Source organism: Streptomyces sp. NPDC094147 (assembly GCF_044764265.1).
In the GTDB taxonomy this organism is placed as follows: domain Bacteria; phylum Actinomycetota; class Actinomycetes; order Streptomycetales; family Streptomycetaceae; genus Streptomyces.
In genome coordinates, this window is the sequence record NZ_JBIWHT010000012.1 from 45,960 (window position 1) to 70,406 (window position 24,447).

General features: G+C 71.4%; 24 protein-coding genes. 6 read left to right on the plus strand and 18 right to left on the minus strand.

All coding sequences use genetic code 11. From position 1 onward, the window contains the following. Positions 1 to 416: 416 nt before the first annotated feature. Together ACIQ8J_RS19525 and ACIQ8J_RS19530 are read left to right on the plus strand one after the other, a co-directional pair. Positions 417 to 809, plus strand: coding sequence for a hypothetical protein (locus ACIQ8J_RS19525; RefSeq protein ID WP_403607892.1), 393 nt, complete (start codon positions 417 to 419; stop codon positions 807 to 809). Positions 810 to 925: 116 nt separating this feature from the next. Beyond that, positions 926 to 1,885, plus strand: a complete 960-nt coding sequence (locus ACIQ8J_RS19530; RefSeq protein WP_403272993.1) for a hypothetical protein — start codon at positions 926 to 928, stop codon at positions 1,883 to 1,885. A gap of 55 nt (positions 1,886 to 1,940) precedes the next feature. On the opposite strand, the gene ACIQ8J_RS19535 is transcribed toward ACIQ8J_RS19530, so the two are convergent. The 10 genes from ACIQ8J_RS19535 to ACIQ8J_RS19580 form a co-directional block, all read right to left on the minus strand. Then, complete coding sequence (locus tag ACIQ8J_RS19535; protein WP_403272991.1) at positions 1,941 to 4,049, minus strand: phosphocholine-specific phospholipase C; 2,109 nt, start codon at positions 4,047 to 4,049, stop codon at positions 1,941 to 1,943. A 311-nt stretch (positions 4,050 to 4,360) separates the two neighbouring features. Further along, the gene (gatB, locus tag ACIQ8J_RS19540; RefSeq protein WP_403272990.1) at positions 4,361 to 5,866 is read right to left on the minus strand and encodes an Asp-tRNA(Asn)/Glu-tRNA(Gln) amidotransferase subunit GatB; all 1,506 of its coding nucleotides are present in this window, start codon (positions 5,864 to 5,866) and stop codon (positions 4,361 to 4,363) included. 16 nt (positions 5,867 to 5,882) lie between these two features. Continuing rightward, on the minus strand, positions 5,883 to 6,122 hold the full coding sequence (locus ACIQ8J_RS19545; protein WP_403272989.1) for a hypothetical protein: 240 nt from the start codon (positions 6,120 to 6,122) through the stop codon (positions 5,883 to 5,885). After that, positions 6,119 to 7,612, minus strand: a complete 1,494-nt coding sequence (gene gatA / locus ACIQ8J_RS19550) for an Asp-tRNA(Asn)/Glu-tRNA(Gln) amidotransferase subunit GatA (RefSeq protein ID WP_403272987.1) — start codon at positions 7,610 to 7,612, stop codon at positions 6,119 to 6,121. The genes ACIQ8J_RS19545 and gatA overlap by 4 nt, the downstream gene beginning before the upstream one ends. Before the next feature lie 5 nt (positions 7,613 to 7,617). Continuing rightward, a complete protein-coding gene (gene gatC, locus ACIQ8J_RS19555; protein ID WP_003966094.1) occupies positions 7,618 to 7,914 on the minus strand; it encodes an Asp-tRNA(Asn)/Glu-tRNA(Gln) amidotransferase subunit GatC in 297 nt (98 codons plus the stop codon). Between the two features lie 157 nt (positions 7,915 to 8,071). Then, positions 8,072 to 10,195 carry a putative bifunctional diguanylate cyclase/phosphodiesterase gene (locus ACIQ8J_RS19560; RefSeq protein ID WP_403272985.1) on the minus strand — a complete coding sequence of 708 codons (2,124 nt, stop codon included), beginning with the start codon at positions 10,193 to 10,195 and terminating at the stop codon, positions 8,072 to 8,074. 275 nt (positions 10,196 to 10,470) lie between these two features. Next, a complete protein-coding gene (gene ligA, locus ACIQ8J_RS19565) occupies positions 10,471 to 12,666 on the minus strand; it encodes an NAD-dependent DNA ligase LigA (protein WP_403272983.1) in 2,196 nt (731 codons plus the stop codon). Positions 12,667 to 12,697: 31 nt separating this feature from the next. Then, positions 12,698 to 13,672, minus strand: a complete 975-nt coding sequence (locus ACIQ8J_RS19570; RefSeq protein ID WP_403273054.1) for a methionine synthase — start codon at positions 13,670 to 13,672, stop codon at positions 12,698 to 12,700. 91 nt (positions 13,673 to 13,763) lie between these two features. Then, positions 13,764 to 14,462 carry an SDR family oxidoreductase gene (locus ACIQ8J_RS19575; protein WP_403273052.1) on the minus strand — a complete coding sequence of 233 codons (699 nt, stop codon included), beginning with the start codon at positions 14,460 to 14,462 and terminating at the stop codon, positions 13,764 to 13,766. An 11-nt stretch (positions 14,463 to 14,473) separates the two neighbouring features. Next, positions 14,474 to 15,013, minus strand: a complete 540-nt coding sequence (locus ACIQ8J_RS19580) for a TIGR00730 family Rossman fold protein (protein WP_403272982.1) — start codon at positions 15,011 to 15,013, stop codon at positions 14,474 to 14,476. Positions 15,014 to 15,065: 52 nt separating this feature from the next. Here ACIQ8J_RS19580 and ACIQ8J_RS19585 point away from each other — a divergent pair, with 52 nt between their 5' ends. Then, positions 15,066 to 15,395 (plus strand): DUF427 domain-containing protein, encoded by a 330-nt coding sequence (locus tag ACIQ8J_RS19585; RefSeq protein ID WP_403272980.1) that lies wholly within the window; start codon positions 15,066 to 15,068, stop codon positions 15,393 to 15,395. Between the two features lies 1 nt (position 15,396). Here the strand turns inward: ACIQ8J_RS19585 and ACIQ8J_RS19590 are convergent, their stop codons facing one another. After that, complete coding sequence (locus ACIQ8J_RS19590) at positions 15,397 to 16,383, minus strand: GlxA family transcriptional regulator (protein ID WP_403272979.1); 987 nt, start codon at positions 16,381 to 16,383, stop codon at positions 15,397 to 15,399. A 104-nt stretch (positions 16,384 to 16,487) separates the two neighbouring features. On the opposite strand from ACIQ8J_RS19590, the gene ACIQ8J_RS19595 reads away from it, so the two are divergent. Next, a complete protein-coding gene (locus ACIQ8J_RS19595) occupies positions 16,488 to 17,459 on the plus strand; it encodes an NADP-dependent oxidoreductase (protein ID WP_403272978.1) in 972 nt (323 codons plus the stop codon). Here ACIQ8J_RS19595 and mnmA read toward each other — a convergent pair. Next, entirely contained in the window at positions 17,456 to 18,583 is a 1,128-nt protein-coding gene (gene mnmA / locus ACIQ8J_RS19600) for a tRNA 2-thiouridine(34) synthase MnmA (RefSeq protein WP_403272977.1), read from the minus strand. The two genes, ACIQ8J_RS19595 and mnmA, sit on opposite strands and share 4 nt — an antisense overlap. Before the next feature lie 130 nt (positions 18,584 to 18,713). Between mnmA and ACIQ8J_RS19605 the strand changes: the two genes are divergently transcribed. Continuing rightward, entirely contained in the window at positions 18,714 to 19,319 is a 606-nt protein-coding gene (locus tag ACIQ8J_RS19605) for an N-acetylmuramoyl-L-alanine amidase (protein WP_403272976.1), read from the plus strand. A gap of 16 nt (positions 19,320 to 19,335) precedes the next feature. Here ACIQ8J_RS19605 and ACIQ8J_RS19610 read toward each other — a convergent pair whose 3' ends face one another. The 3 genes from ACIQ8J_RS19610 to ACIQ8J_RS19620 all read right to left on the minus strand — a co-directional run bounded on the left by ACIQ8J_RS19610 (position 19,336) and on the right by ACIQ8J_RS19620 (position 21,005). Then, on the minus strand, positions 19,336 to 20,505 hold the full coding sequence (locus ACIQ8J_RS19610; protein WP_403272975.1) for a cysteine desulfurase family protein: 1,170 nt from the start codon (positions 20,503 to 20,505) through the stop codon (positions 19,336 to 19,338). Between the two features lie 72 nt (positions 20,506 to 20,577). Continuing rightward, on the minus strand, positions 20,578 to 20,796 hold the full coding sequence (locus ACIQ8J_RS19615) for a DUF4190 domain-containing protein (protein ID WP_403273050.1): 219 nt from the start codon (positions 20,794 to 20,796) through the stop codon (positions 20,578 to 20,580). Positions 20,797 to 20,849: 53 nt separating this feature from the next. Further along, complete coding sequence (locus ACIQ8J_RS19620; RefSeq protein WP_403272974.1) at positions 20,850 to 21,005, minus strand: hypothetical protein; 156 nt, start codon at positions 21,003 to 21,005, stop codon at positions 20,850 to 20,852. A gap of 117 nt (positions 21,006 to 21,122) precedes the next feature. Here ACIQ8J_RS19620 and ACIQ8J_RS19625 point away from each other — a divergent pair, with 117 nt between their 5' ends. Next, positions 21,123 to 21,731: a TetR family transcriptional regulator gene (locus ACIQ8J_RS19625; RefSeq protein WP_403272973.1), complete on the plus strand. Its 609-nt coding sequence runs from the start codon at positions 21,123 to 21,125 to the stop codon at positions 21,729 to 21,731. On the opposite strand, the gene ACIQ8J_RS19630 is transcribed toward ACIQ8J_RS19625, so the two are convergent. The 3 genes from ACIQ8J_RS19630 to ACIQ8J_RS19640 form a co-directional block, all read right to left on the minus strand. Further along, positions 21,728 to 22,696, minus strand: a complete 969-nt coding sequence (locus ACIQ8J_RS19630) for a helix-turn-helix transcriptional regulator (RefSeq protein ID WP_403272971.1) — start codon at positions 22,694 to 22,696, stop codon at positions 21,728 to 21,730. The two genes, ACIQ8J_RS19625 and ACIQ8J_RS19630, sit on opposite strands and share 4 nt — an antisense overlap. 114 nt (positions 22,697 to 22,810) lie before the next feature. Beyond that, complete coding sequence (locus tag ACIQ8J_RS19635; RefSeq protein ID WP_403272970.1) at positions 22,811 to 23,680, minus strand: thioesterase family protein; 870 nt, start codon at positions 23,678 to 23,680, stop codon at positions 22,811 to 22,813. 61 nt (positions 23,681 to 23,741) lie between these two features. After that, entirely contained in the window at positions 23,742 to 24,401 is a 660-nt protein-coding gene (locus tag ACIQ8J_RS19640) for a trimeric intracellular cation channel family protein (protein ID WP_403272969.1), read from the minus strand. Positions 24,402 to 24,447 lie beyond the last annotated feature (46 nt).

Sequence of the window (24,447 nt, forward strand, 5' to 3'; positions counted from 1 at the left end):
GCCGGACGCAGTGTGGCCGAATCATGGGTACGGGTTTCGCGCGGCACGACTACACCGGATCACCACACGATCTTTTCCATCCCCTTTCAACTGCGGCTCCCTCCAAGGGAATTGAGAACTCCGGACCGCGGCCGCCCCAGGACTCGGACCGTTCCGGCCATGATTTCCCTCCGTAGGACGTCTCTGCCGTTCCTTTAATCCCGTGGAGCCCCGCAGTCCGCAAACTCTCCATTGACCGCCCGGTCGGCACCACTTACGGTTCTCCTGCCTTGGGAGACATCCCGGGACACAGCGGTCTCCGGCCGGAACCGTGCGCGAAAGAGCACGAACCCGCGAAAGCGCAGCCGCACGTCAAAAGATCGGCCGCACGTCAATTCGCCAGCCACTGGAGGAGATTCGCTGTGAGATCCAGATATGTGTTAGCCGTAGCCGGCATCGCGGTCGCCGCGATGACCGGCCTCGCCACCCCCGCCTCGGCCGCGAGCGCCGGGGCCGCCACCTCGGCCACCTCGGCCACCCCTGCCTCGACGGTCATCGGCATCGAGTTCGTCGACGCCAACTACCAGGGCGCCACCTACACCGTGACCGGCGGCACCTGCACCTCGACCCTCTCGGACGTCGACTGGTACATCAACTCCATGCCGGCCGGCTGGAACGACGTCATCTCCTCGTTCCACAGCTACGCGAACTGCTGGACCAAGCTGTACGAGAACATCAACCGCACGGGCGCGACCTACGGCTTCATCGGCGACTCCAGCTACGTCGGGGACGCGATGAACGACCGCGCCAGCTCCATCGAATGGAGCTGACCGAACCCCACTCGGCTGCCGCCGCGGACCAGGGCACGGTCCGCGGCGGCGGCCGGCCGGCGTACCGGCGGGCTCCCCACCCCAGTCCCTGCGGGCACGAAGTCTGAAAGGCGGCCATGGACGCGCGAGTTCCACAGGGAAGGCGCCCGGGGGCGATCGCGCCGCCGACAGGGGCCTCCAGGGTATCCGGCCCGCTGATCGCCGTTGCGGCGGCCGCGGCGCTGCTGTTCGCGGCGGGCTGTTCGAGCGCGCCGCAGAAGGCGGAGCCGCCGAAGACCGGCCCCATTCCCAAGATCACTGACGCTTCGCAGATCCAGCCGCTCCCGCTGGACGCGTACACCCTCAATCAGCAGCAGTATCTGGACACGCTCAATGCCCAGCGGGTGCTGGCCCGGCGCTGTATGACGCCCTACGGAATCGACTGGCACGGCAGCGACGTGATCGACCCCGCGCCCGTCGGCCAGAAACTCGCCACCCTGTTCCTGATCGTCGACGAGAACCGTGCCGCGCAGTACGGCTACCACTCGCCCGACGATCATTCCAAGGGCGGAAAGAAATCCAGCACCGGCAATGATCCGACCCCGGTCGAGAAGTCGGTCTTCAACGGCACCTACAAAGGCCCGGACATCAATGGGCATCCCGTACCCAAGGGCGGCTGCAATGCCGTGGTGGAAGCCGAGTTGACCAAGGGCGGCGCCTCCGGAGTGGGCATCTTCGACGCCTCGAACGTCATGCTCGGCCCCTATCAGCAGTCGAAGTCGGACAGCCGGGTGGAGGACGTGTTCGGCGCCTGGAGTACGTGCATGAAAGGCAAGGGGTACGCCTACAAGAGCCCCAATGACGCCGTCAACGACCCGGCGTGGCGCTCCCCGCAGCCGAACCCCACCGAGATCGCGACGGCCCGCGCGGACGTCGCCTGCAAGCAGCAGACCAATGTGGTCGGCATCTGGTGGGCGGTGCTGACCGCGTACGAGAACCGGTACATCGAGCAGCACGCCGAGGACCTCGCCAAGGTGAAGCAGCAGGTCGACGCCACCCTGCGCAATTCGGCGACGGTCCTCGCGACGGGAGGCTGAGACACGGCGCGGCTCCCGGGCCAGGGAACCGCGCCGGGCCCGGGGACCGACCCGGTCAGCCGGAGACGCTCGGCCGCCCGTTCTCGATGTGGCCCATCAGCCTGCGGCGGAACCCGCTGCCACCGTCCGCGGTCACTTCGAGGTCGTACCAGCCGTGCGCGTCCGCGGCGGAGTGCACGAGGGTGCGGCTGCGCCCCGGCTTGACGGTGACGCTCCGCTTCCAGTCCCGCAGATCGGCCTCGTCGGCGTACCCGAGGGGCAGTACGACGAAGGTGACCGGCTCGCTGCCGCGGTTGCGCAGCGTCAGATGGACGTCGCGGTCGTGGTGGTCGAGGTACGTCGTCACCTCGGCGGCGTCGACGGCCCCCGCCCCCTCGAACTCCCGCCGGAACCCGTTCGGCCCGGTGACCGTGAACCTATAGGCGCCGTTGGCCCCTCCGGTAAGGGGCACGCTCCATTGCGCCTTGCCCCTTACGTCCTTGTGCTGCGGCGCGGCGAACTCCTTGGCGTACGGGTAGAGCGCGAAGTGGGCGCTGCGCCGGCCGTTGTTGCTGAGCTGCACCTGGAGCGCGCCGTCGGCGACCCGGGCGCAGGCGTCCGGCTGGTACGGCAGCGGCCGGGCGGGCCGGGTGCCCTCTTCCTGTACGGGCATGCGCTGCTGGGCGGGCGGCTCCGGCCGCCAGCGGCCGGACAGCGGCGGGATGGGACCGGGGTGGGTCACCGCGGGCTGCGGCCTGCCCCGCTCGAAGTCGAAGGCGGAGGTCAGGTCGCCGGTGACACTGCGGCGCCACTGGCTGATGTTGGGCTCGCGCACCCCCGTCCACTTCTCCAGGAAGCGGATCACCGAGGTGTGGTCGAAGACCTCGGAGCAGACGTATCCGCCGACGCTCCACGGCGAGACGACGAGCAGCGGCACCCGCGCGCCGAGCCCGGTGGGCTTGCCCTCCCACTGCTCGTCGGCCACCTCGGGCGGGGCGACGGGCGGCGGTACGTGGTCGAAGAAGCCGTCGTTCTCGTCGTAGTTGATCAGGACGACGGTGTGCCGCCAGACGTCCGGATGCCTGCCGAGCGCGTCGAGCACCTTGTAGACGATGGTGGCGCTGTGCACGGGCGAGGAGACGCTCGGGTGCTCGGAGTCGAGCGCCGAGGGCACCAGGTAGGAGACCTCGGGCAGGGTGCCGGCGGCCACGTCGTGGCCGAACGCGTCGGCGAGCGTACCGGTCGGGACCCGCCTCAACCCTCGCTCGAACAGGCTGCGTTCGGCCTTGCCGAGGGTCGCGACGCCCTGGTCGAGCAGGCCGAGCAGCCGCTCGCGCTCGGCGCTGTCAGTGGCGTCGCGTACAACGGAGTAGAAGGACTCCATGTACGTGTGTCCGCCGGTCTTCGCGAGGGCCTTGCGGGCGATGGCCTTGAAGGTGGTGAAGAACTCGATCTGGTTGTCGGTGAAGTTCTCCCACTCGGTGTACGTCTTCCAGCTGCGCCCGGCCTTTTCGAGCCGCTCGGCGTAGGTGCCCCAGCCGTACCCCGGGTGCGTGCCCTCGTCGTACGCGTCGTTCCCGACGGCGCGCTTGCCGTTCGCCTCATAGCCCGTCTTGCCACTCCACAGGTGGTTGCGGTTGGGGCTGGTCGAGCTGTGGATGGAGGAGTGGTAGGCGTCGCAGACGGTGAAGGTGTCGGCGAGTTCGTAGTGCAGCGGGATGTCCTGGCGGTCGTAGTAGGCCATGGTCGCCGAGGTCTTCGCGGAGACCCAGTTGTCCATCCAGCCGCCGTTCCAGGCCTTGGCGCCGCCGCTCCAGGAGTGGTCGAGGGCGCCTATGTACTGGAGGTCCTTCTTCTGCGCGGCCGCCGCCCCGCGCACGGGGAAGGGCAGCACGGTGGTGCCGAGCGGGCCCGGCTGCTCGAACACGGGCTTTCCGCCGGGGAGTTGGATCGCATTGCGGTCACCGAAGCCGCGGACGCCGCGCAGGGTGCCGAAGTAGTGGTCGAAGGACCGGTTCTCCTGCATCAGGATCACCACGTGCTTGACCGCGCTCAGCCCGCCGGCCGGGGGTTCCGCGGCCATGGCCGCCTGCAGCGAGGGCGGCAGCAGCGAGCCGGCCGCGGCCGCGCCTAGGGCGCCGCCGCCGAGGGCGAACAGCCGTCGCCGTGAGATGTCCGTGACCAACTGATCCTCCCGAGCCGTGTGTTCTGACGGGGAGGCTAGTGACCCGGGATGTCCGCCGAAAGTACCGAACCCAGCCACCCGATGAACGCCCCACACACCACCTGGGGGCTCGCCCCCGGACCCCCGCTCCTCAAACTCCCCCGAGGACTACGTCCAGGGGGACCCCCAAGGGGCTGGATTTCGCGCCCCCGGAGGCCAGGCGGCGGAGCCGCAGAGTGTCACAGCGGGAAGGGCCGGGGTGGGGCCGGAAAAGGGGCGGTCCCCGCCGGCAACTCACCGGTGGGGGCCGCCCCTTGGCGGGACGGAAGGGCTCAGCCCTCCACGCCCAGCCTCTCCAGGATCAGCTGCTTCACACGCGCCGCGTCGGCCTGGCCACGCGTGGTCTTCATGACCGCACCCACCAGCGCCCCGACCGCCGCCACCTTGCCACCCCGGATCTTGTCCGCGATCGCCGCGTTGCCCGCAATCGCCTCGTCCACGGCCGCGCCGAGCGCACCCTCGTCCGAGACGACCTTCAGGCCGCGCTTCTCGACCACCGCGTCCGGGTCGCCCTCACCCGCGAGGACGCCCTCGATGACCTGGCGCGCCAGCTTGTCGTTGAGGTCTCCGGCGGCCACCAGGGCGGCGACCCGGGCGACCTCCGCCGGGGTGATCGCCAGCTCGTCGAGCGCGACGCCCGACTCGTTGGCGTTGCGGGCCAGTTCGCCCATCCACCACTTGCGGGCCGCAGCGGCATCCGCGCCGGCCTCGATGGTGGCGACGATCGGGTCGACCGCACCGGCGTTGAGCATCGACTGCATGTCGTGCTCGCTGACGCCCCACTCCTCGCGGAGCCGGTTGCGGCGCACCCGCGGCATCTCGGGAAGCGCCGAGCGCAGCTCCTCGACCCAGGCACGGGCGGGCGCCACCGGCACCAGGTCGGGCTCCGGGAAGTACCGGTAGTCCTCGGCGTTGTCCTTGATGCGGCCGGAGGTGGTGGAGCCGTCCTCCTCGTGGAAGTGACGGGTCTCCTGCACGATCGTGCCGCCCGAGGAGAGCACCGCGGCGTGCCGCTGGATCTCGAAGCGGGCCGCACGCTCCACCGAGCGGAGCGAGTTGACGTTCTTCGTCTCCGAGCGGGTGCCGAACTTCTCGACGCCGTGCGGGCGCAGCGACAGGTTCACGTCGCAGCGCATCTGGCCCTTGTCCATCCGGGCCTCGGAGACGCCGAGCGCCTTGATGACCTCGCGCAGCTCGGCCACGTACGCCTTGGCGACCTCGGGCGCGCGCTCGCCCGCGCCCTCGATCGGCTTGGTGACGATCTCGATGAGCGGGATGCCCGCGCGGTTGTAGTCCAGGAGGGAGTGCGAGGCGCCGTGGATGCGGCCGGTGGCACCGCCGACGTGCGTCGACTTGCCGGTGTCCTCCTCCATGTGGGCCCGCTCGATCTCCACCCGGAAGATCTCGCCGTCCTCCAGCTGGACGTCGAGGTAGCCGTTGAAGGCGATCGGCTCGTCGTACTGCGAGGTCTGGAAGTTCTTCGGCATGTCCGGATAGAAGTAGTTCTTCCGGGCGAAACGGCACCATTCGGCGATGTCGCAGTTCAGCGCGAGGCCGATCTTGACGGCCGACTCGACACCGATCGCGTTGACGACGGGCAGCGAGCCGGGCAGGCCGAGACAGGTGGGGCAGGTCTGCGAGTTGGGCTCGGCGCCCAGCTCGGTCGAACAGCCGCAGAACATCTTGGTCTTGGTGCCGAGTTCGACATGGACCTCAAGGCCCATGACGGGGTCGTACGACGCCAACGCGTCCTCGTACGACAGGAGTTCGCTAGTCACGGTGAAACTTTCCCTCTCAGCCCAGCAGGACGTCGTCGTCGCCCAGGCGCCTCAGCTCGCGGTACAGCAGAGCGATGCCGGTGGCGATGGCGGCGGCGGAGACGATCGCGTCGACGAGCTTCAGCGTGTCGTGCTCCAGGCGGGCCTTCTTGACCTGCTTCGCCACGCTGATCGCGCCGAAGGCGGTGGTGCCCATGGACAGGTACGTACCGGCCTTGGACTTCTTGAAGCCCTTGGCCTTGGTCAGTGCGCTCACAGCGACGGAGCCTCCTCAAGCAGCGGGTGGCCCCACTTTTCCACGAAGGCGGCCTCGACGGCGGCGCCCACCTTGTACAGGCGGTCGTCCTTCAGGGCGGGGGCGATGATCTGCAGCCCGACCGGCAGCCCGTCCTCCGGCGCGAGGCCGCAGGGCAGCGACATGGCGGCGTTGCCCGCCATGTTGGTCGGGATGGTGCACAGGTCGGCCAGGTACATCGCCATCGGGTCGTCGGCGCGCTCGCCGATCGGGAAGGCGGTGGTGGGCGTGGTCGGCGAGACGATCACGTCGACCTGCTCGAAGGCCTTCTCGAAGTCCCGCGTGATGAGCGTGCGGACCTTCTGCGCCGAGCCGTAGTACGCGTCGTAGTAGCCGGAGCTCAGGGCGTACGTACCGAGGATGATGCGGCGCTTGACCTCGTCGCCGAAACCGGCCTCGCGGGTCAGCGCGGTGACGTCCTCGGCGGACTTCGTGCCGTCGTCGCCGACCCGCAGGCCGTAGCGCATGGCGTCGAAGCGGGCCAGGTTGGAGGAGCACTCGGACGGCGCGATCAGGTAGTACGCGGAGAGCGCCAGGTCGAAGGACGGGCAGTCCAGCTCCACGATCTCGGCGCCGAGCGACTCAAGCAGCTCGACCGACTCGTTGAAGCGCTGGACGACGCCGGCCTGGTAGCCCTCGCCCGAGAACTGCTTGACGACGCCGACGCGCATGCCGGCGACCGAGCCGTTGCGGGCGGCCTCGACGACCGGCGGGACCGGCGCGTCGATGGACGTCGAGTCGAGCGGGTCGTGCCCGGCGATGACCTCGTGCAGCAGCGCCGCGTCCAGGACGGTGCGCGCGCAGGGCCCGCCCTGGTCCAGGGAGGACGAGAAGGCGACCATGCCGTAGCGGGAGACCGCGCCGTAGGTCGGCTTGACGCCGACGGTGCCGGTGACGGCGGCGGGCTGGCGGATGGAGCCGCCGGTGTCCGTGCCGATGGCGAGCGGGGCCTCGTACGCGGCGAGCGCGGCGGAGGAGCCGCCGCCGGAGCCGCCGGGGATGCGGGTGAGGTCCCAGGGGTTGCCGGTCGGACCGTACGCGCTGTTCTCGGTGGAGGACCCCATGGCGAACTCGTCCATGTTGGTCTTGCCGAGGATGACGACGTCGGCGGCCTTGAGGCGCTTGGTGATCGTCGCGTCGTAGGGCGGGATCCACCCTTCGAGGATCTTCGAACCGACGGTGGTGGGAATCCCCTCCGTCGTGAAGATGTCCTTCAGCGCCAGGGGCACACCGGCCAGCGGGCCGAGCTTCTCGCCCGCCGCGCGCTTGGCGTCGACGGCGCGGGCCTGCGCGAGCGCGCCCTCGCGGTCCACGTGCAGGAAGGCGTGGACCTTCTCGTCCACGGCCTCGATGCGGGCCAGGTGGGCCTCGGTGACCTCGACGGCGGTGAGTTCGCCGGACGCGATCTTGGCGGCGGTGTCCGCCGCCGTGAGCTTGATGATGTCCGTCATGGTGATTAGTCCTCCCCCAGGATCTGCGGCACCTTGAAACGCTGCTGCTCCTGGGCCGGGGCGCCGGAGAGCGCCTGCGCGGGGGTGAGCGACGGACGGACCTCGTCCGCGCGCATGACATTGGTCAGCGGCAGCGGGTGGGAGGTCGGGGGTACGTCTTGGTCGGCGACCTCGGAGACGCGGGCGACCGCGCCGATGATGTCGTCGAGCTGTCCGGCGAAGTGGTCGAGCTCTTCGCCCTTCAGCTCCAGACGCGCCAGCCGGGCGAGGTGGGCGACCTCCTCGCGCGTAATGCCAGGCATGCAGCGATCCTCAGGGGTGAGTGATTGTGGTTTGGGCCCAATCCTATGGGGCGCGGCACCCTCACCACGAAACGGATTACCCGCTCACCCTCGGTCACCGCCCCGGCGCTCCTTCACGACCGGCGCGTACGCGGCCGGAGCGCCGTATCCATAGCGGTCACTGGACAGGCTGGCCGGAAGCCCGGCCCGCCTCCGCCTCCGCCCGCGCGGCGGCCTCGGCCGCGATCTCGGCCGGACGGTGCCACCCCGTGGAGCCCCGGGCGAGCAGCCAGGCCGTCGCCTCCGCCGGCGGCATCGCGGCGGCCACCAGCCACCCCTGCACCGCATCGCAGCCCAGGTCCCGCAGCCGCTCCCACGTCTCGTCGTCCTCGACGCCCTCCGCGACCACCAACAGGCCGAGCGAATGGGCGAGATCGACGGTGCAGCGGACGATTTCCGCGTCCTCGTTGTCGACGGCGAGGCGGGCGACGAAGGAGCGGTCGATCTTCAGCTCGCTGACCGGCAGCCGCCGCAGGTGCACCAGCGACGAGTACCCCGTACCGAAGTCGTCCAGGGACATCTTCACTCCGTGGCCGGTGAGCCCGGCCAGCGTGTCCGCGGCCCGCTGCGGGTCCTCCAGCAGGACGTGTTCCGTTATCTCCAGCTGGAGCGCGCCCGCCGGGACGCCGTGCCTGGCCAGCCGGGCGGCGACGGACCCCGCGAAGCCGGGCGTGTGGACGTCGCGCGGGGAGACGTTGACGGCGACCGGCACATTGAGGCCCTGGGCGCGCCACCGCGCCACCTGGGCGAGCGCGGTCTCCAGGACGTACTCGGTGAGGTGCGGCATCAGCCCGCTCGACTCGGCGATGGCGATGAACTCGTCCGGAGGGACCCGCCCGCGCTCCGGGTGCACCCAGCGCACCAGCGCTTCGAGCCCCGCCACCTGGCCGTCGAACTGGACCTTCGGCTGGTAGTGCAGCTCCACGTCCCCGGCGTCCAGCGCCCGCCGCAGATCGCCCAACAGGCCCAGCCGGTCAGGGGTGTTGGAGTCCCGCTTGGACTCGTACACCTCCACGCCCGTACGGTCCCGCTTGGCCTGGTACATCGCCACGTCGGCCCGGCGCAGCAGGCCCTCGGCGTCCAGCGCGTGGTCGGGGAAGAGGGCGACGCCCGCGCTGGCCTCCAGGACGAGCGTCAGACCGTCCAGGTCGAGCGGTGAGGACAGCTCGGCCACCAGGCCGCGGGCTGTCCGCATGGCGCTGGTCGCGGAGTCGCAGACGGGCAGCAGCACGGCGAACTCGTCGCCGCCGAGCCGGGCCGCCTCCGCGCCGCGCGGCAGCGCGGTCCTGAGCCGTTCGGCTATCTGGAGGAGCAGGCGGTCGCCGGCGAGGTGCCCGAGGGTGTCGTTCACCGACCGGAAGCGGTCGAGGTCTATGAGGAGGAGCGCGGAGCGGGTGCCGCTGCTCTCGGCCTCCTCCAGGGCCGACCAGGTGCGTTCCAGGAGCCACTGGCGGTTGGGGAGACCGGTGAGCGGGTCGCGCAACTGCTCCTCGGCACGCGCGCGGGCGATCCAGAGCGTCGAGTCCAGGGCGACGAGCGGCACCGCGAACAGCGGCAGCAGGATCGGCACCGACATGGCGACGACGCAGATCAGCGGGGCGATCCCGAGCAGCGCGACGGCTACAAGACCCTGCCTGAGCAGGGCGGTACGGGCGACCGTGGGCAGCCCGCCGCCGCGGGGGGCGAGCGCGAACCAGAGCATCATCCTGGTGAGCAGCAGATAGGTCCCGGCCGCAAGGACGACTTCGGGGACGGTGGTGATGCTCCATTGGGTGGGCCACCAGGGGTGCGCGACCGACGGAACGACGCCGAACGCGGCCAGGACCAGGCCCGCCGCCCCTATGCCGAGGATGTCCACGGCGCCGTGCAGCACGCCCTGGCGCCAGCGGTTGCGGCGCGCGGCGCCGACGAGGACCACCACCGCCAGGCTGACCAGCGCGGCCGGCAGCCAGCCGTACAGCAGCAGCACGGCGATGGAGAGGGCGGCTCCGGAGCCGGTGCCGCCCCACCAGCGCTCACGGCCGAGCGCCACCAGATGGCCCACGATGATGCCGGTGAGGACGGCCAGCGACCAGCCCGTCGTCCCGCTCGGGAACAGGGCGTCGCCCTCCTGGACGGCCCGGTAGAAGCCGGTGGCGAGGACCACGCCCGCGAGGCCTGTGACGACGGCCGTCAGCCTGGACGAAAAGCCCGTGAACCCGCGCAGCCTCACGGCCGGGGCGGTGCTCTCGGTCGGTTTCATTCCCGTCCCTCTCACAGCCGGCGGTGCCCGTGCACGCGATGGCCCCGATGTCATGCCACCACGGCTGCGTGCCTTCCCCAAGCTCTGTACGAGCAGGGGCCGTCAGCCGTGCACGACAGGCGTACATCCCAACAGTAGGCCGCAGAAGGCTCTGCCGGGCAGCGGTCTACAGCTCTTGCCCGAATGCGACCCAGCCACCCGCATCGGTCTGCTATGCGCCGAACGGGTGACTCCGTGCAGCCTCCCGGCCCCCTGTTACTACCCTCGTTTGTGTCTCATTCCCCTTCTTGGGCGGTCGGCATCGCGGCTTCCCGTGCCGCGTCGGGCCCTTGTGCCAACAGCACGGCGAAGCCGTCCTCGTCCAGAACCGGAACCTTCAGCTGCATCGCCTTGTCGTATTTCGAACCCGGGCTGTCGCCGACGACAACGAAGGACGTCTTCTTGGAAACGGAACCGGTGACCTTGGCTCCGCGGCTCTGCAGGGCCTCTTTCGCGCCATCTCTGGTGTGCCGCTCAAGAGTTCCGGTCACCACGACGGTGAGACCCTCCAGCGGGCGCGGCCCCTCGTCCTCGCCGGTGCTCTCGTCCTCCATGCGGACGCCGGCGGCCTTCCACTTGCGCAGGATCTCCTGGTGCCACTCCTCGGCGAACCACTGCTTGAGGGAGGCCGCGATGATCCCGCCCACGCCTTCCACCGCGGCGAGTTCGTCCTCGGTGGCCTGCTCGATGCGGTCGATGGAGCGGAATTCGCGGGCCAGCGCCTCGGCGGCGACCGGGCCGACGTGGCGGATGGAGAGCCCGGTGAGGATGCGCGCGAGCGGACGCTCCTTGGCCGCCGCGATGTTCTCCAGCATGGAGACGGCGTTCTTGCGCGGCTCCCCGTTCATGTTGGCGAAGACCAGGGCGGTCTTCTCCTCGCCGGTCTTGGGGTCGCGCTTGGGCAGCCCGCTGTCCTGATCGAGGACGTACGCACGGATGGGCAGGAGCTGTTCCATGGTGAGGTCGAAGAGATCGCCCTCGTCGCTCAGCGGCGGGGCGGAGGGCTCCAGCGGCTTGGTGAGGGCGGCTGCCGCGACGTATCCGAAGTTCTCGATGTCGAGGCTCTTGCGCCCCGCCAGGTAGAACAGCCGCTCCCGCAACTGGGCGGGGCAGGACTGGGCGTTGGGGCAGCGGAGGTCGATGTCGCCCTCCTTCATCGGACGCAGCGCGGTCCCGCACTCCGGGCACTCGGCGGGCATCTCGAAGGGGTACTCGCTGCCGTCGCGCAGGTCGGCGACGGGCCCGAGGATCTCCGGGATGACGTCCCCGGCCTTCCTCAGCACCACGGTGTCGCCGATGAGGACGCCCTTGGCCTTCACCACGTCCTGGTTGTGGAGGGTGGCGAACTCGACCTCGGAGCCGGCCACGGTGACCGGCTCGACCTGTGCGTAGGGGGTGACGCGGCCCGTGCGGCCCACGCCCACACGGATGTTGACGAGTCTGGTGTTGACCTCTTCGGGCGCGTACTTCCAGGCGATCGCCCAGCGCGGGGCACGGGCGGTGGAGCCGAGGCGGCCCTGGAGGGGGATCTCGTCCAGCTTGACGACGACGCCGTCGATCTCGTGCTCCACCACGGAGTGCCGGTTCTCGCCCATGTACGTGATGAACTCCCTTACCTCTTCGAGGGAGTTCACCACCTTGTTGTGCTCGGCGGTCGGCAGGCCCCATTCGCGCAGCAGCCCGTACGCCTGCGAAAGGCGGTCGATGCCGAAGCCCTCGCGGGCGCCGATGCCGTGCACCACCATGTGCAGCGGGCGGGTGGCGGTGACCTTGGGGTCCTTCTGGCGCAGTGAACCGGCCGCCGCGTTGCGCGGGTTGGCGAACGGCTTGTCGCCCGCTTCGACCAGCCGCGCGTTGAGCCCCTCGAAGGCCTCCATCGGGAAGTAGACCTCGCCCCGGATCTCGACGAGGTCGGGGATGCGGTCGCCCTTGAGCCGGTCGGGGATGTCGGCGATGGTGCGCACGTTGGGCGTGATGTCCTCGCCGGTGCGGCCGTCGCCCCGGGTGGCGGCGCGGGTCAGCCTGCCGTGCTCGTACGTCAGGTTCACGGCGAGGCCGTCGACCTTCAGCTCGCAGAGGTAGTGGTAGTCGGCGGTGCCGACGTCCTTGGCGATGCGCTCGGCCCAGGCCGCCAGTTCCTCGTCGTCGAAGGCGTTGTCCAGGGACAGCATCCGCTCGCGGTGCTGTACCGAGGCGAAGTCGGTCTCGTAGGCGCCCGCGACCTTCTGGGTCGGCGAGTCGGGCGTGCGCAGCTGAGGGTACTCGTCCTCCAGGGCCTCCAGCGAGCGGAGCAGCTTGTCGAAGTCACCGTCGCTGATGACCGGCTGGTCCTTCACGTAGTACCGGAAGCGGTGCTCCTCGACCTGCTCGGCGAGGAGCGCGTGCTTCTCCCGTGCCTGTGCGGGCACCGCTGCGTTCTGTTCGGCAGCCACCGTCATGTCCTCCCGTTTCCCGTCTTCCCCGTCACTCAGGGTTGTCCGCGAGCGATCTCGCCGCCCGGACGCAGTGGGCGAGCGCCGCGCGGGCATAGGCCGGCGAAGCACCCGCGAGACCGCAGGAGGGGGTGATCACCACGGACTCGCCCAGAGTCCCCGGATTCAGCCCCAGCCTGCGCCACAGCGTCCTGACTCCCATGACGCTACCGGCAGGGTCTGACAATGGGCCGTCGGTGCCGGGCACCACTCCGGCGAACAGCTTGATGCCGCTCTCGGCGGCCTCGCCGATCTGCTCGTCATCACGCTCGGTGAGCAGCGAGAAATCGAACGACACCCCGGCCGCCCCGGCCCTGCGCAGCAGCGCGAACGGGACGTCGGGCGCGCAGGAGTGGACGACGACGGGCCCGTCGTGCACGGCGACGACATCCCTCAGGGCACCCTCGACGACCTGCCGGTCGACGGCCCGGTGCGTGCGGTATCCGCTGGCGGTACGGATCTGCCCGCGCAGCACCGAGGTGAGCGAGGGCTCGTCCAGCTGGAGCACGACGCGGGCTCCGGGCACCCGGCGGCGTACGTCGGCGAGGTGCTCGCGCAGGCCCTCGGCGAGCGATCCGGCGAGGTCGCGGCAGGCTCCGGGGTCGCCGAGCGAGAGCTCGCCGGTCCGGAGTTCCAGGGCGGCGGCCAGCGTCCACGGCCCGACGGCCTGCACCTTGAGCGGCCCGGTGTAGCCCTGGGTGAACTCCTCCAGGGCGTCCAGGTCCTCGCCGAGCCAGGACCTGGCCCGCCGGGTGTCGCGGCCCGGCCGGTCGCTGATCCGCCAGCCGCTGGGCTCCACGTGCCCGTACATCTCGACCAGGAGGCCGATGGTGCGGCCGATCATGTCGGCGCCCGGCCCGCGCGCGGGCAGCTCGGCGAGGTGGGGGAAGTCGCCGGCCGCCCCGTCGGCCCCGATCAGCGAGCCGGTGACGGTCCTGGCGGTCTCCCGCGCGTCGCCGCCCGGCATGGAACCGACCCCGGTGGCGGGCCCCCAGGGGAAATTGCTCTGTTCGCTCACCCCGGAAGCGTACGCAACCGGGCACGGGGGCCGGCCGGGGCTACTTGCCGGGGCGCACGGTGAGGTCGTTGACCTCGGCGTCGGCCGGCAGGTCGATCGCCATGACGATGGTCGTGGCCACCGACTCGGGGTCGATGAACTTCGCCGGGTCGTACTCCTTGCCCTCCTGCGAGTGCACCTTGGCCTGCATCGGGCTCGCGGTGCGGCCCGGGTAGACCGAGGTCACGCGGACGCCGTTGGCGTGCTCCTCGTGCCGCAGGGAGTCGGCGAGCGCCTTGAGGCCGTGCTTGGAGGCGGCGTACGCGCCCCATTCGGCGTGCGCGTTGAGACCGGCACCGGAGTTCACGAAGACCACGTGGCCGCGCGAGGCCCGCAGTTGGGGCAGCAGGTGGCGGGTGATCTCGGCGGGCGCGATCAGGTTGACGTTGAGCTGCTGGTGCCAGGTCCTGGGGCGCAGCTCGCCGACCGGGCCGAGGTCGACGATGCCGGCGATGTGCAGCAGCGAGTCGAGGTGGTCCGGCATCGGCTGCTTGTCGAAGGCCCAGGAGAGGCGGTCGGGGTCGGCGAGGTCGCCGACGAGGGTGCGGGCGCCCGGGTAGCGGGCCGCGAGCTCCTTGGCGCGGCCCGCGTCGCGTGCCAGCAGGATGAGCTCGTCGCCGCGCTCGTGCAGCCGGCGCGCGACGGCCGCGCCGATGCCGGAACCGGCTCCGGTGATCAGGTGAGTAGCCATGCCCGCCATGCTCGCACGCACTACTGGATGCCGATGGACTCTTCGAGGTAGGCCAGCGCCGCGACGCCGTCCTCGGCGAAGAACACCAGCTCGGCGAGGGGGACGGGGAGGAAGCCCTCGTCCTCCATGCGACGGAACTGCTGCTTGAGGCCGTCGTAGAAGCCCGCGGTGTTCAGCAGGACGACCGGCTTGGTGGTCCTGCCGTGCTTCTTCAGTTCCAGGATCTCGGTGGCCTCGTCGAGGGTGCCGGTCCCGCCCACCATGATCACGACGGCGTCCGACTTGGCGAGCAGGAGCGCCTTGCGCTCGGCCAGGTCGGTGGCGATGACCATCTCGTCCGCGTTCTTGCGGGCCTTGGCCGCGAGGAAGTCGACGGAGACGCCGACCAGGCGGCCGCCCGCCTGCTGCACCCCGTCGGCGACGACCTTCATGAGGCCGCTCTCGGAGCCGCCCCACACCAGGGTGTGCCCGCCCTTGCCGAGGAGTTCGGCGAACTCGCGGGCGGGCCGGGTGTAGCGCTCGTCGAGATCGGCCGCGGAGAGGAAGACACAAATGTTCATACGGCAACAGTAACGAGGGAAGAAGCGGCGCCCGTCGGGCGCTGCACCTCTTATGACGACAGGACATCGCATCACCGTGGAGCAGGGCACCGAACATGTGCGGGTCGTGCGCGACGGGCAGGTGCTCGCCGAGAGCCGGCGGCCGCTGCTGCTGCGCGAGACCGGTCTCCCGGTCCGCTACTACCTTCCGCCCCAGGACGTGCGCACCGACCTGCTGACCGCGTCGGACACCCACACGTACTGCCCGTTCAAGGGCACCGCTTCCTATTGGTCGCTGCCGGACGCGCCCGACCTCGTCTGGTACTACCCCGACCCGAAGCCCGACGTGGCCGAGATCAAGGACCACCTCTGTTTCTACGAAGTAGAAACCGTCGCCGACTAGTTCACAGCCGCGCGCCCACCTGGAAGGTGCGCCGGTAGGCCACCGGCGAGACGCCCAGGACGGAACGCATGTGCTGGCGCAGCGAGTTGGCCGCGCCGAAGCCCGCCCGGTGGGCGACCAGGTCCACCGGCAGATCGCTGGACTCCAGGAGCTGGCGGGCCAGTTCCAGGCGCTGGGCGGTGAGCCAGTTGCCGGGCGTCATGCCCGCCTCTTCCCGGAAGCGGCGCGTGAAGGTGCGCAGGCTCATCTGCGCGTGGGCGGCCAACTCGCCCAGGGAGAGCGGCTCTTGGAGGCGTTCGAGGGCCCACGCGCGGGTGCCGGCGGTGCTGGCCACCGTCGGTTCGGGGACCGGGCGTTCGATGTACTGGGCCTGGCCGCCGTCGCGCCACGGGGGTACGACGCAGTGCCGGGCGACCTGATTGGCGACGGCGCTGCCGTGGTCGCGGCGTACGAGGTGCAGGCACAGGTCGATGCCGGCGGCGACGCCCGCGGAGGTCAGCACGTCGCCGTCGTCGACGAAGAGCACGTCGGGGTCGACCTTGACCTTCGGGAAGGTCCGGCGGAAGGCGGACGCGTCCCGCCAGTGCGTCGTCGCGGGCCGCCCGTCGAGCAGTCCGGCCGCGGCCAGGACGTAGGACGCGGTGCAGATGGAGACCATCCGGGTGCCGGGCCGGATCCGGTCGAAGGCGCGGGCCAGCGGCTCGGGCAGCGGGCCGCCGTCCGCGAGCGGTCCCAGTTCGTGGGTGGGCGGGATCACCACGGTGTCGGCCGCCGCGAGTGCCTCGGGGCCGTGCTCGACGGCGACCGAGAATCCGGCCTCGGTCCGCACCGGCCGGCCGTCGACGGTGCAGACGGCCACCTCGTAGAGGCGCTCGCCGTCCGGGCCCCGGGCGATGTCGAAGATCCGGGAGGGGATGCCGAGCTCGAAGGAGACCACTCCGCCGAGGGCGAGCACGGCCACCCGGTGCGGTTCACGTCGTTCAGCCATGGCCAGATCCTGTCACATCATGGCCAAACGGCCAGCACCGCGAGCGGGTCCGGGGGCCCAGGCTGGTACTCCGACCAGCGGAAACTCCCGGAAGAGGACCAGTCATGCCCCAGACCATGCGCGCCGTCAGCCCCCTTGAGTGGGGCGGCCCCGAGGTGCTCGCCGAGATCGAGACCGAGCGCCCCGAGCCCGGCCCCACCGAGATCCTGGTGCGGGTGCACGCCGCCGGGGTCAACCCGGCCGACTGGAAGACCCGGGCGAGCGGCGGGTGGCGGCTGTGGGGCAGCCCGCCGATCCTCGGGTGGGACGTGTCGGGCGTCGTCGAGGCGGTCGGCCAGGGCGTCACCGTGTACCGGCCCGGCGACGAGGTGTTCGGCATGCCGCGCTTCCCGCACCAGGCGGGTGCGTACGCCGAGTACGTCACGGCGCCCGCCCGGCACTTCGTGCGCAAGCCCGCGGACGTCGACCACATCCAGGCGGCGGCGCTGCCGCTGGCCTCGCTGACCGCCTGGCAGTCGCTCGTCGACACGGCCCGACTGGCCGCGGGACAGCGGGTGTTGATCCATGCGGCGGCGGGCGGCGTCGGCCACCTCGCCGTGCAGATCGCCAAGGCACGGGGCGCGTACGTCATCGGCACGGCCCGCGCGGCCAAGCACGGCTTCCTGCGCGGGCTCGGCGCGGACGAGGTGATCGACTACACGGCGGTCGACTTCACCGAGGCGGTGCGGGACGTGGACGTCGTCCTCGACACCATCGGCGGCGACTACGGCAGCCGCTCGCTCAAGGTGCTGCGCCGCGGCGGCACCCTGGTCTCGCTGGCCTCCCCGGACGAGGCCGCGCTGGTCACGGAGGCGTCAGCCCTGGGCATCACGGCGGGCTTCACCCTCGTGGAACCGGACTACGCGGGCCTCAAGGCGATCGCCGCACTGGTCGAGGAGGGCGGGCTGCGGGCCGAGATCGACACGGTGTTTGAACTCGCGGACGCGGCAAAGGCGCACGAGTACGGCGAGCGGGGGCGCACCCAGGGCAAGATCGTCCTGAGGGTCGCCCAGGAGTCGCCCGCCGGGCGGCTCTAGACGGTCGCGGCGGCCCGCCGCGTCGTCGCGATCGTCGCGGAGCCCACCACGCGCGTGCCGTCGTAGAGCACGATCGCCTGGCCGGGGGCGACGCCTCGGACCGGCTCGGTGAAGGTGACGTGCAGGGCGCCGTCGATCAGCTCGGCCGACACCTCGGTCTCGCCGCCGTGGGCGCGCAGCTGTGCGGTGTACGTGCCCGGTCCGGACGGGGCGTTCCCGCACCAGCGGGGCTTGATCGCGCTCAGCGCGGTGACGTCGAGGGCCTCGACCGGGCCGACCGTCACCGTGTTGTTCACGGGCGAGATGTCGAGGACGTAGCGCGGCTTGCCGTCGGGCGCCGGGTGGCCGATGCGCAGGCCCTTGCGCTGGCCGATGGTGAAGCCGAAGGCACCCTCGTGGCTGCCGATCTTCGCACCGGACTCGTCGACGATGTCGCCCTCCGCCTTGCCCAGGCGGTCGGCGAGGAAGCCCTGGGTGTCGCCGTCGGCGATGAAGCAGATGTCGTGGCTGTCGGGCTTCTTGGCGACGGCCAGGCCCCGGCGCTCGGCCTCGGCGCGGATCTCGTCCTTGGTGGTGAGGGTGTCCCCGAGCGGGAACATCGCGTGCGCGAGCTGGCGCTCGTCCAGCACGCCGAGCACGTACGACTGGTCCTTGGCCATGTCCGAGGCGCGGTGCAGCTCGCGGCTGCCGTCCTCGTTCAGCACGACGGTGGCGTAGTGGCCGGTGCACACGGCGTCGAAGCCGAGCGCGAGGGCCTTGTCGAGCAGCGCCGCGAACTTGATCTTCTCGTTGCAGCGCAGGCACGGGTTGGGGGTGCGCCCGGCCTCGTACTCGGCGATGAAGTCCTCCACGACGTCCTCGCGGAAGCGTTCCGCCAGGTCCCAGACGTAGAAGGGGATGCCGATGACGTCCGCGGCGCGGCGGGCGTCGCGGGAGTCCTCGATGGTGCAGCAGCCGCGGGCCCCGGTGCGGAAGGACTGCGGGTTCGCGGAGAGCGCCAGGTGCACACCGGTGACGTCGTGCCCAGCCTCGGCGGCACGGGCGGCGGCGACGGCGGAGTCCACGCCGCCGGACATGGCGGCGAGCACCTTGAGCGGGCGCGGCGGGGTCGTCGGCTGCGTCATCGGGGAAGGCGAGGTCTCAGTCATAGCCTCACCAGGGTACGTGGCATCGGGAACCACGGGCGCGGGAGTATCCGTTGTCATCGCGAGGGGCTTCACGGGGAGCGGTACGGGAGCGACGGGGGCGGGGCGCATGGCGGTGAGCCGCAGGGGGCTGCTGATCGGCGGCGGGGTGGTGGCGATCGGGACGCTCGGCTATCTGAACGCGCCCGAGACCCGGCCGCACCGGCCGCGCAGGACCGGCGAGCTGGACTACGCGGGCGCCGACTGGGTCGCGGCCGCGCCGGCGAACTGGCGGCGCGCGGACCGGCCGGACGACTTCGCCGTCGACCGGGTGGTGATCCATGTCGTGCAGGGCAGCTATCAGGCCGCCCTGCAGGCGTTCCAGGACCCGGCCCACGGGGCGGCGGCGCACTACGTGGTGCGCGAGGACGGGCAGATAGCTCAGACCGTCCGCGAGCTGGACGTGGCCTTCCACGCGGGCAACCGGAAGTACAACGAGCGCAGTGTCGGCATAGAGCACGAGGGGTTCGTGGACGAGGCGTCGTCCTTCACCGACACCATGTACACGTCCTCGGCGCGGCTCACGGCCACGATATGCGCCCGCTACCGGATGGCCGTGGACCGGACGCACATCGTCGGGCACGCCGAGGTGCCCGGCACCGATCACACCGACCCGGGTCCGCACTGGGACTGGGAGCGGTACCTCCGGCTGGTCGCGGCGGCCCGCCCGGCCTGACCCGTCCAGGGGCGGCTCAGACCAGTCCTGCCGTGCGGGCCCGTTCGACCGCGGGGCCGATGGCGGCGGCCACCGCTTCGATGTCCGCCTCGGTGGAGGTGTGGCCCAGCGAGAAGCGGAGGGTGCCGCGGGCCAGGTCGGGGTCGGTGCCGGTGGCGAGCAGGACGTGGCTGGGCTGGGCGACGCCCGCGGTGCAGGCGGAGCCGGTGGAGCATTCGATGCCCTGCGCGTCGAGCAGCAGGAGAAGGGAGTCGCCTTCGCAGCCGGGGAAGGTGAAGTGGGCGTTGGCGGGGAGCCGGCCCGCCGGGTTCGGGTCGCCGCCGAGGATCGCGTCGGGCACGGCCTTGTGCACGGCCGCCACCAGCCGGTCGCGCAGTGCCCCGATGTCCCGGGCGAACGCGCCGCGCCGTTCGGCGGCGAGCCGGCCGGCGACCGCGAACGCGGCGATGGCGGGCACGTCGAGGGTGCCGGAGCGCACGTGCCGCTCCTGGCCGCCGCCGTGCAGCACGGGCACGGGGGTGTACTCACGGCCCAGGAGCAGCGCGCCGATCCCGTACGAGCCGCCGATCTTGTGGCCGGAGACGGTCATCGCGGCGAGGCCGGAAGCGGCGAAGTCCACGTCGAGCTGGCCGAAGGCCTGGACGGCGTCGGCGTGCAGCGGGACGTCGAACTCCCGGGCCACCGCAGCGAGTTCGGCGACCGGCATGACGGTGCCGATCTCGTTGTTGGCCCACATGACGGTGGCCAGCGCGACATCGTCGGGGTCCCGCTCGATGGCTTCGCGCAGGGCCTCGGGGTGCACCCTGCCGTACGGGTCGACGGGCAGGTACTCGACGGTCGCGCCCTCGTGCTCGCCGAGCCAGTGCACCGCGTCCAGCACGGCGTGGTGCTCGACGGGGCTGGCGAGGACGCGGACCCGGCGCGGGTCGGCGTCGCGGCGGGCCCAGAAGAGGCCCTTGACGGCAAGGTTGTCGGCCTCGGTGCCGCCGGCCGTGAAGACGACCTCGCTGGGGCGGGCGCCGAGCGACTCGGCGAGTTCCTCGCGGGCCTCCTCGGTGGTGCGGCGGGCCCGCCGTCCGGCGGCGTGCAGCGAGGACGCGTTGCCGGTGACGGTCAGCTGGGCGGTCATCGCCTGGACCGCCTCCGGGAGCATCGGGGTGGTCGCGGCGTGGTCGAGGTAAGCCATGGTGGGCCCGATTCTACGAGCCGCGGCGGGCGGGCCGTGCCGCAGTTCCGGCCAGCGGCCGACGGGGCGGGTTCAGCCGCCGAGGCCCCAGGAGACGGTGTGGTCGGCCATGACCAGGGCGACGAGCACCGCGAGATCGGCCACGCCGAGCGTCAGCCCGAGCAGGGCGCGCCCGCGGCGCTTGGTCCCGTACAGCAGGGAGAGGGAGGCGAGGACGATGGCGACGGGGCCGAGGACGACGTTCATCACGAGCAGCCCGAGCAGGCCGAGGACGAAGGCCGCGACGGCCATCCCGTCGGCGTCACGGTCCCGGGTGCGGCGGCGGATCACTGCGAGTTCCACGGTCAGGCCTTCCGGTTCGAGAGACGTTCGCGGGCGACGAAGATCACGAGCCAGAGAGCGATGGCGCCGCCCGCGGCGAGGGTGACCGGGAGCGGGAGGTGCGCCGCTGAGCCCAGCACGACCCCCAGCAGGAGGAGGGCTGCGACGATGAAGAGCATGACGTTCCTTTCCGTGCGGACCGGCCGCCGGGGTCAACCGGCTTTCGGAGTACGACTGTTCACTGACTACGCAGTCTAGTCTTCCCAACTTCAGCGAACAGCTGTTTACTGAGTGGTATGAGCCACACTCTCGGAATCCGGCAGGCCCAGAAGCAGAAGACCCGGCAGGCCCTCATGGACTCGGCGCTCCAGCTCCTGGAGCACCAGAGCCTGAGCAGCCTCGGGCTGCGCGAGGTCACCCGGGCCGTGGGGGTCGCGCCGGCCGCGTTCTACCGGCACTTCAAGGACACCGCCGACCTCGGGGTCGCGCTGGTCGAGCAGGCGCTCGGCAGTCTGCACGACACGATCCGCGCGGCGATCGTCACGACCGGTTCGAGCGAGGAACGCATCGACCGGGCAGTGGAGTTGATCGCCGCCCATGTACGCACGCACCCGGCGCACGTCCGCTTCATCGCCCGCGAGCGGCACGGCGGGGTGGCCCCGGTCCGCGAGGCCATCGGCGTACAGCTGCGGCGCTTCGCGGACGAGGTCGCCGAGGCGCTCGGCGCCGACCCGGAGTCGGCGGGCTGGACACGGGCGGACCTGCGCATGCTGGCCGGGGTGTACGTCGACCACATGGTGATGACGGCGTCGGCCCTGCTGGAGGGCGCCGAGGAAGCCGTCCTCACCACCGCCCGCGCACAGCTCCGCCTGGTGACCCTGGGCCGCCGCCACTGGCTGGACTAGGCCGGCGCCCCGGCGTACAGCCGGACCAGCTCGGCGGCCGCCTCGGCGAGGACCTCCCGGGCGGCCCCGGGTTCGAGGACCTCCACACTGGCACCGAAGCTCAACAGCTGGCGGACCGCCCGCAGTTCACTCACCGCGAGCTCCACGGTGGTCCACTCCCCCGCCGGTTCCGGCTCGGGTCCGGCGGTCAGCTGCGCGCCGTGGAGGCGCATGAACATGTCGAGCCGGTCGTCGCGCACCCGGGCCCGCACCAGGACCTCCGCGGGGCGCCGCTCGACCTGGCGGCGCAACTGCTCCCACACCTCGGCGAGTTCGACACCGCGCCTGCGCCGCACCGGCTCGTCGGTCACGGTGGCGGACCCGACCCGCTCGGCCCGGAACAGCCGGGGCTCGCCGCGATGGTCGGCGACGAGGTACCAGACACCGGCCTTCACGACGAGCCCGTACGGGTCGACGGTGTACGTGCTCGGCCCGTCGGTCCCGCTGTGCCGGTAGCGCAGCCGCAGGCGGCGGTCGGCGAAGACGGCGGTGTTGAGTACGTCGAGGTCGACGGCCGGGGCGCTGGTGCGCATCCACCGCTCCGGGTCGACCAGGATGCGCCGGCTGGTCAACTCGGCTGCGGGGCGGTGCGGTTCGGGCAGCGCGGCCATGACCTTGCGCAGCGCCGAACCGAGCGCCTCGTCGAGCCCGAGGGCGGTGTGCGCGCCCTGCGCGGCCAGCACGAACAGGGCGCGGGACTCGTCGGCGGTGAGCCCGGTGACGTCCGTACGGTAGCCGGGGAGCAGCGCGATGCCGCCGTGGCGGCCGCGCTCGGTGTACACGGGCACGCCCGAGGCGGAGAGCGCCTCGATGTCGCGGTAGACGGTCCGCACGGAGACCTCCAGGCGGTCGGCGAGTTCGCAGGCGGTTACGCGGCCGCGGGTCTGGAGCAGGAGCAGGACGGAGAGCAGCCGGTCAGCCTTCACGGCCCCAGCATGCCCGGTCCGCGGCCCGGCGGTGCGCCGGGGGCTCCGCTCCCGGACCCCCGCTCCTCGATCGCCGGAGGGGGTTGATGTCTGCCCCGCCCAGGACTCGGCTTCTCAACCCCGGGGCGCGCGGGCCAATTGGCGGGACTGGGCCACCAGGCGGTCCGCCGCGTCCCAGACCTCCGCGTCCTCCTCCAGGAAGCCGCCCGCCAGGTTGCGCGTGGTGATGGACACCCGCAGCGGACCCGGCGCCGGGCGGCAGCGGATGTGGGTGGTCAGTTCGACCGTGGGGGTCCAGCCCTGCAGGCCCAGTTCGAAGGAGGTCGGCGGCAGGGCGTCGACGGTGAGCAGCAGCGAGAGCGGGTCGGCGTCACGCCCGTCCGCGAGCCCGAACCACCCCCGCATCTCGCCCTTCCCGGACGGCGCGCCCACCGCCCAGCCGAGCGTGGTCGGGTCGAGCTTGAGCATGAGGCGGTCGGTGATCGCCGAGCTGCCGGGGATCGGCGGCCGGCTGCCGTCGGGGGCGTCCGTCGCGCCGATGCAGTGCGAGAGCGGCGGCATCGCGGGCGGCTCGGCCGTGGTGCGTACGTCGTCGGGGAGCGTGTCCAGGTCCCCGTACGAGGCGAGCACCCGGATGCGTTCGACCTCGGCGCCGTTCTCGTCGTACTGGAAGAGCGAGGCCTGGCCTGTGGAGAGGGTGCGGCCGGTGCGCACCACCTGGGTGCGGATGACCGCGGGGCCCGGCACGGACGGCGTGAGGTAGTGCGCGGAGACCGTGAACGGGTCCGGGTGCGGCAGGGCGTCGCCGAGAGCGCGGCCGAGCAGGGCGAGCAGATAGCCGCCGTTGACGGCGTGGATGATGGTCCAGCCCGCCGAGAGTTCCGCGTCGTAGACCCCCGCTTCGCGCAGGGTGACGGCGGTGTCGCGGTCGAACTCGCTGTCCCCGATCGCGGCGGGGAGTACTGGTGACGATGCCTGTGCCATGCGCAGCACCGTACACCGATAAATTACTGAGCGGTAGCTTTTTCTGTCTTCGCCGAGACCGCTACGCCTCCTCCAGTTTCGAGCTCCGCCGGTGCCAGGCCCGCGGCGCCCGCCAGTGGTACCTGAGCGCGGCGATCCGCAGCAGGAACGCCGTGACCACCGCGACCCCGCTGGTCCCGGCGTTCAGTACGTCGAAGCGGATGAAGAGGACCACCATCGTGGCGCCGACGATCGCGGGCACCGCGTACAGGTCGCGGTCCCAGCGCAGCAGCGAGGGGACTTCGTTGGCGAGCACGTCGCGCAGCACGCCGCCGCCCACCGCCGTCGCCAGGCCCAGGACCGCCGAGGAGGTGAGCCCCAGGCCGTAGTCGTACGCCTTGGTCGTGCCCGTCACGCAGAACAGGCCGAGGCCCGCCGCGTCGAAGACGTTGACCGCGGTCTGGGTGCGTTCGACCTCCGGGTGCAGGAAGAAGACGACCACGGCGGCGAGCAGCGGGCAGACGAAGTACCCGAGGTCGGAGAAGGCGGCCGGCGGGACCGCTCCGATGATGAGGTCGCGGAACAGCCCTCCGCCCAGCGCGGTGACCTCGGCGAGCACCGCGATGCCGAACACGTCGAAGTTCTTGCGCACGGCGAGCAGGGCGCCCGAAATGGCGAAGACGAAGATTCCGACGAGGTCGAGCGAATGCTGGACGGAGGGACTGAACAGTTCGTGGAGCACCCGACATTTTTACGCATGCCGGGGGCCCGGCATGCACACGCCGGGC

Coding starts and splice junctions, on each gene's coding strand:
- ACIQ8J_RS19610 (WP_403272975.1), bottom strand. CDS start 20,505: ATGGCTTACCTCGACCACGCCGCGACCACCCCGATGCTCCCGGAGGCG.
- ACIQ8J_RS19605 (WP_403272976.1), top strand. CDS start 18,714: ATGGCGGTGAGCCGCAGGGGGCTGCTGATCGGCGGCGGGGTGGTGGCG.
- ACIQ8J_RS19570 (WP_403273054.1), bottom strand. CDS start 13,672: ATGCCGGGCGGCGACGCGCGGGAGACCGCCAGGACCGTCACCGGCTCG.
- ACIQ8J_RS19615 (WP_403273050.1), bottom strand. CDS start 20,796: ATGGCCGTCGCGGCCTTCGTCCTCGGCCTGCTCGGGCTGCTCGTGATG.
- ACIQ8J_RS19530 (WP_403272993.1), top strand. CDS start 926: ATGGACGCGCGAGTTCCACAGGGAAGGCGCCCGGGGGCGATCGCGCCG.
- gatA (WP_403272987.1), bottom strand. CDS start 7,612: ATGACGGACATCATCAAGCTCACGGCGGCGGACACCGCCGCCAAGATC.
- ACIQ8J_RS19590 (WP_403272979.1), bottom strand. CDS start 16,383: ATGGCTGAACGACGTGAACCGCACCGGGTGGCCGTGCTCGCCCTCGGC.
- ACIQ8J_RS19625 (WP_403272973.1), top strand. CDS start 21,123: ATGAGCCACACTCTCGGAATCCGGCAGGCCCAGAAGCAGAAGACCCGG.
- gatC (WP_003966094.1), bottom strand. CDS start 7,914: ATGCCTGGCATTACGCGCGAGGAGGTCGCCCACCTCGCCCGGCTGGCG.
- ACIQ8J_RS19620 (WP_403272974.1), bottom strand. CDS start 21,005: ATGCTCTTCATCGTCGCAGCCCTCCTCCTGCTGGGGGTCGTGCTGGGC.
- ACIQ8J_RS19595 (WP_403272978.1), top strand. CDS start 16,488: ATGCCCCAGACCATGCGCGCCGTCAGCCCCCTTGAGTGGGGCGGCCCC.
- ACIQ8J_RS19575 (WP_403273052.1), bottom strand. CDS start 14,462: ATGGCGGGCATGGCTACTCACCTGATCACCGGAGCCGGTTCCGGCATC.
- ACIQ8J_RS19585 (WP_403272980.1), top strand. CDS start 15,066: ATGACGACAGGACATCGCATCACCGTGGAGCAGGGCACCGAACATGTG.
- ACIQ8J_RS19635 (WP_403272970.1), bottom strand. CDS start 23,680: ATGGCACAGGCATCGTCACCAGTACTCCCCGCCGCGATCGGGGACAGC.
- ACIQ8J_RS19580 (WP_403272982.1), bottom strand. CDS start 15,013: ATGAACATTTGTGTCTTCCTCTCCGCGGCCGATCTCGACGAGCGCTAC.
- ACIQ8J_RS19560 (WP_403272985.1), bottom strand. CDS start 10,195: ATGAAACCGACCGAGAGCACCGCCCCGGCCGTGAGGCTGCGCGGGTTC.
- mnmA (WP_403272977.1), bottom strand. CDS start 18,583: ATGACGCAGCCGACGACCCCGCCGCGCCCGCTCAAGGTGCTCGCCGCC.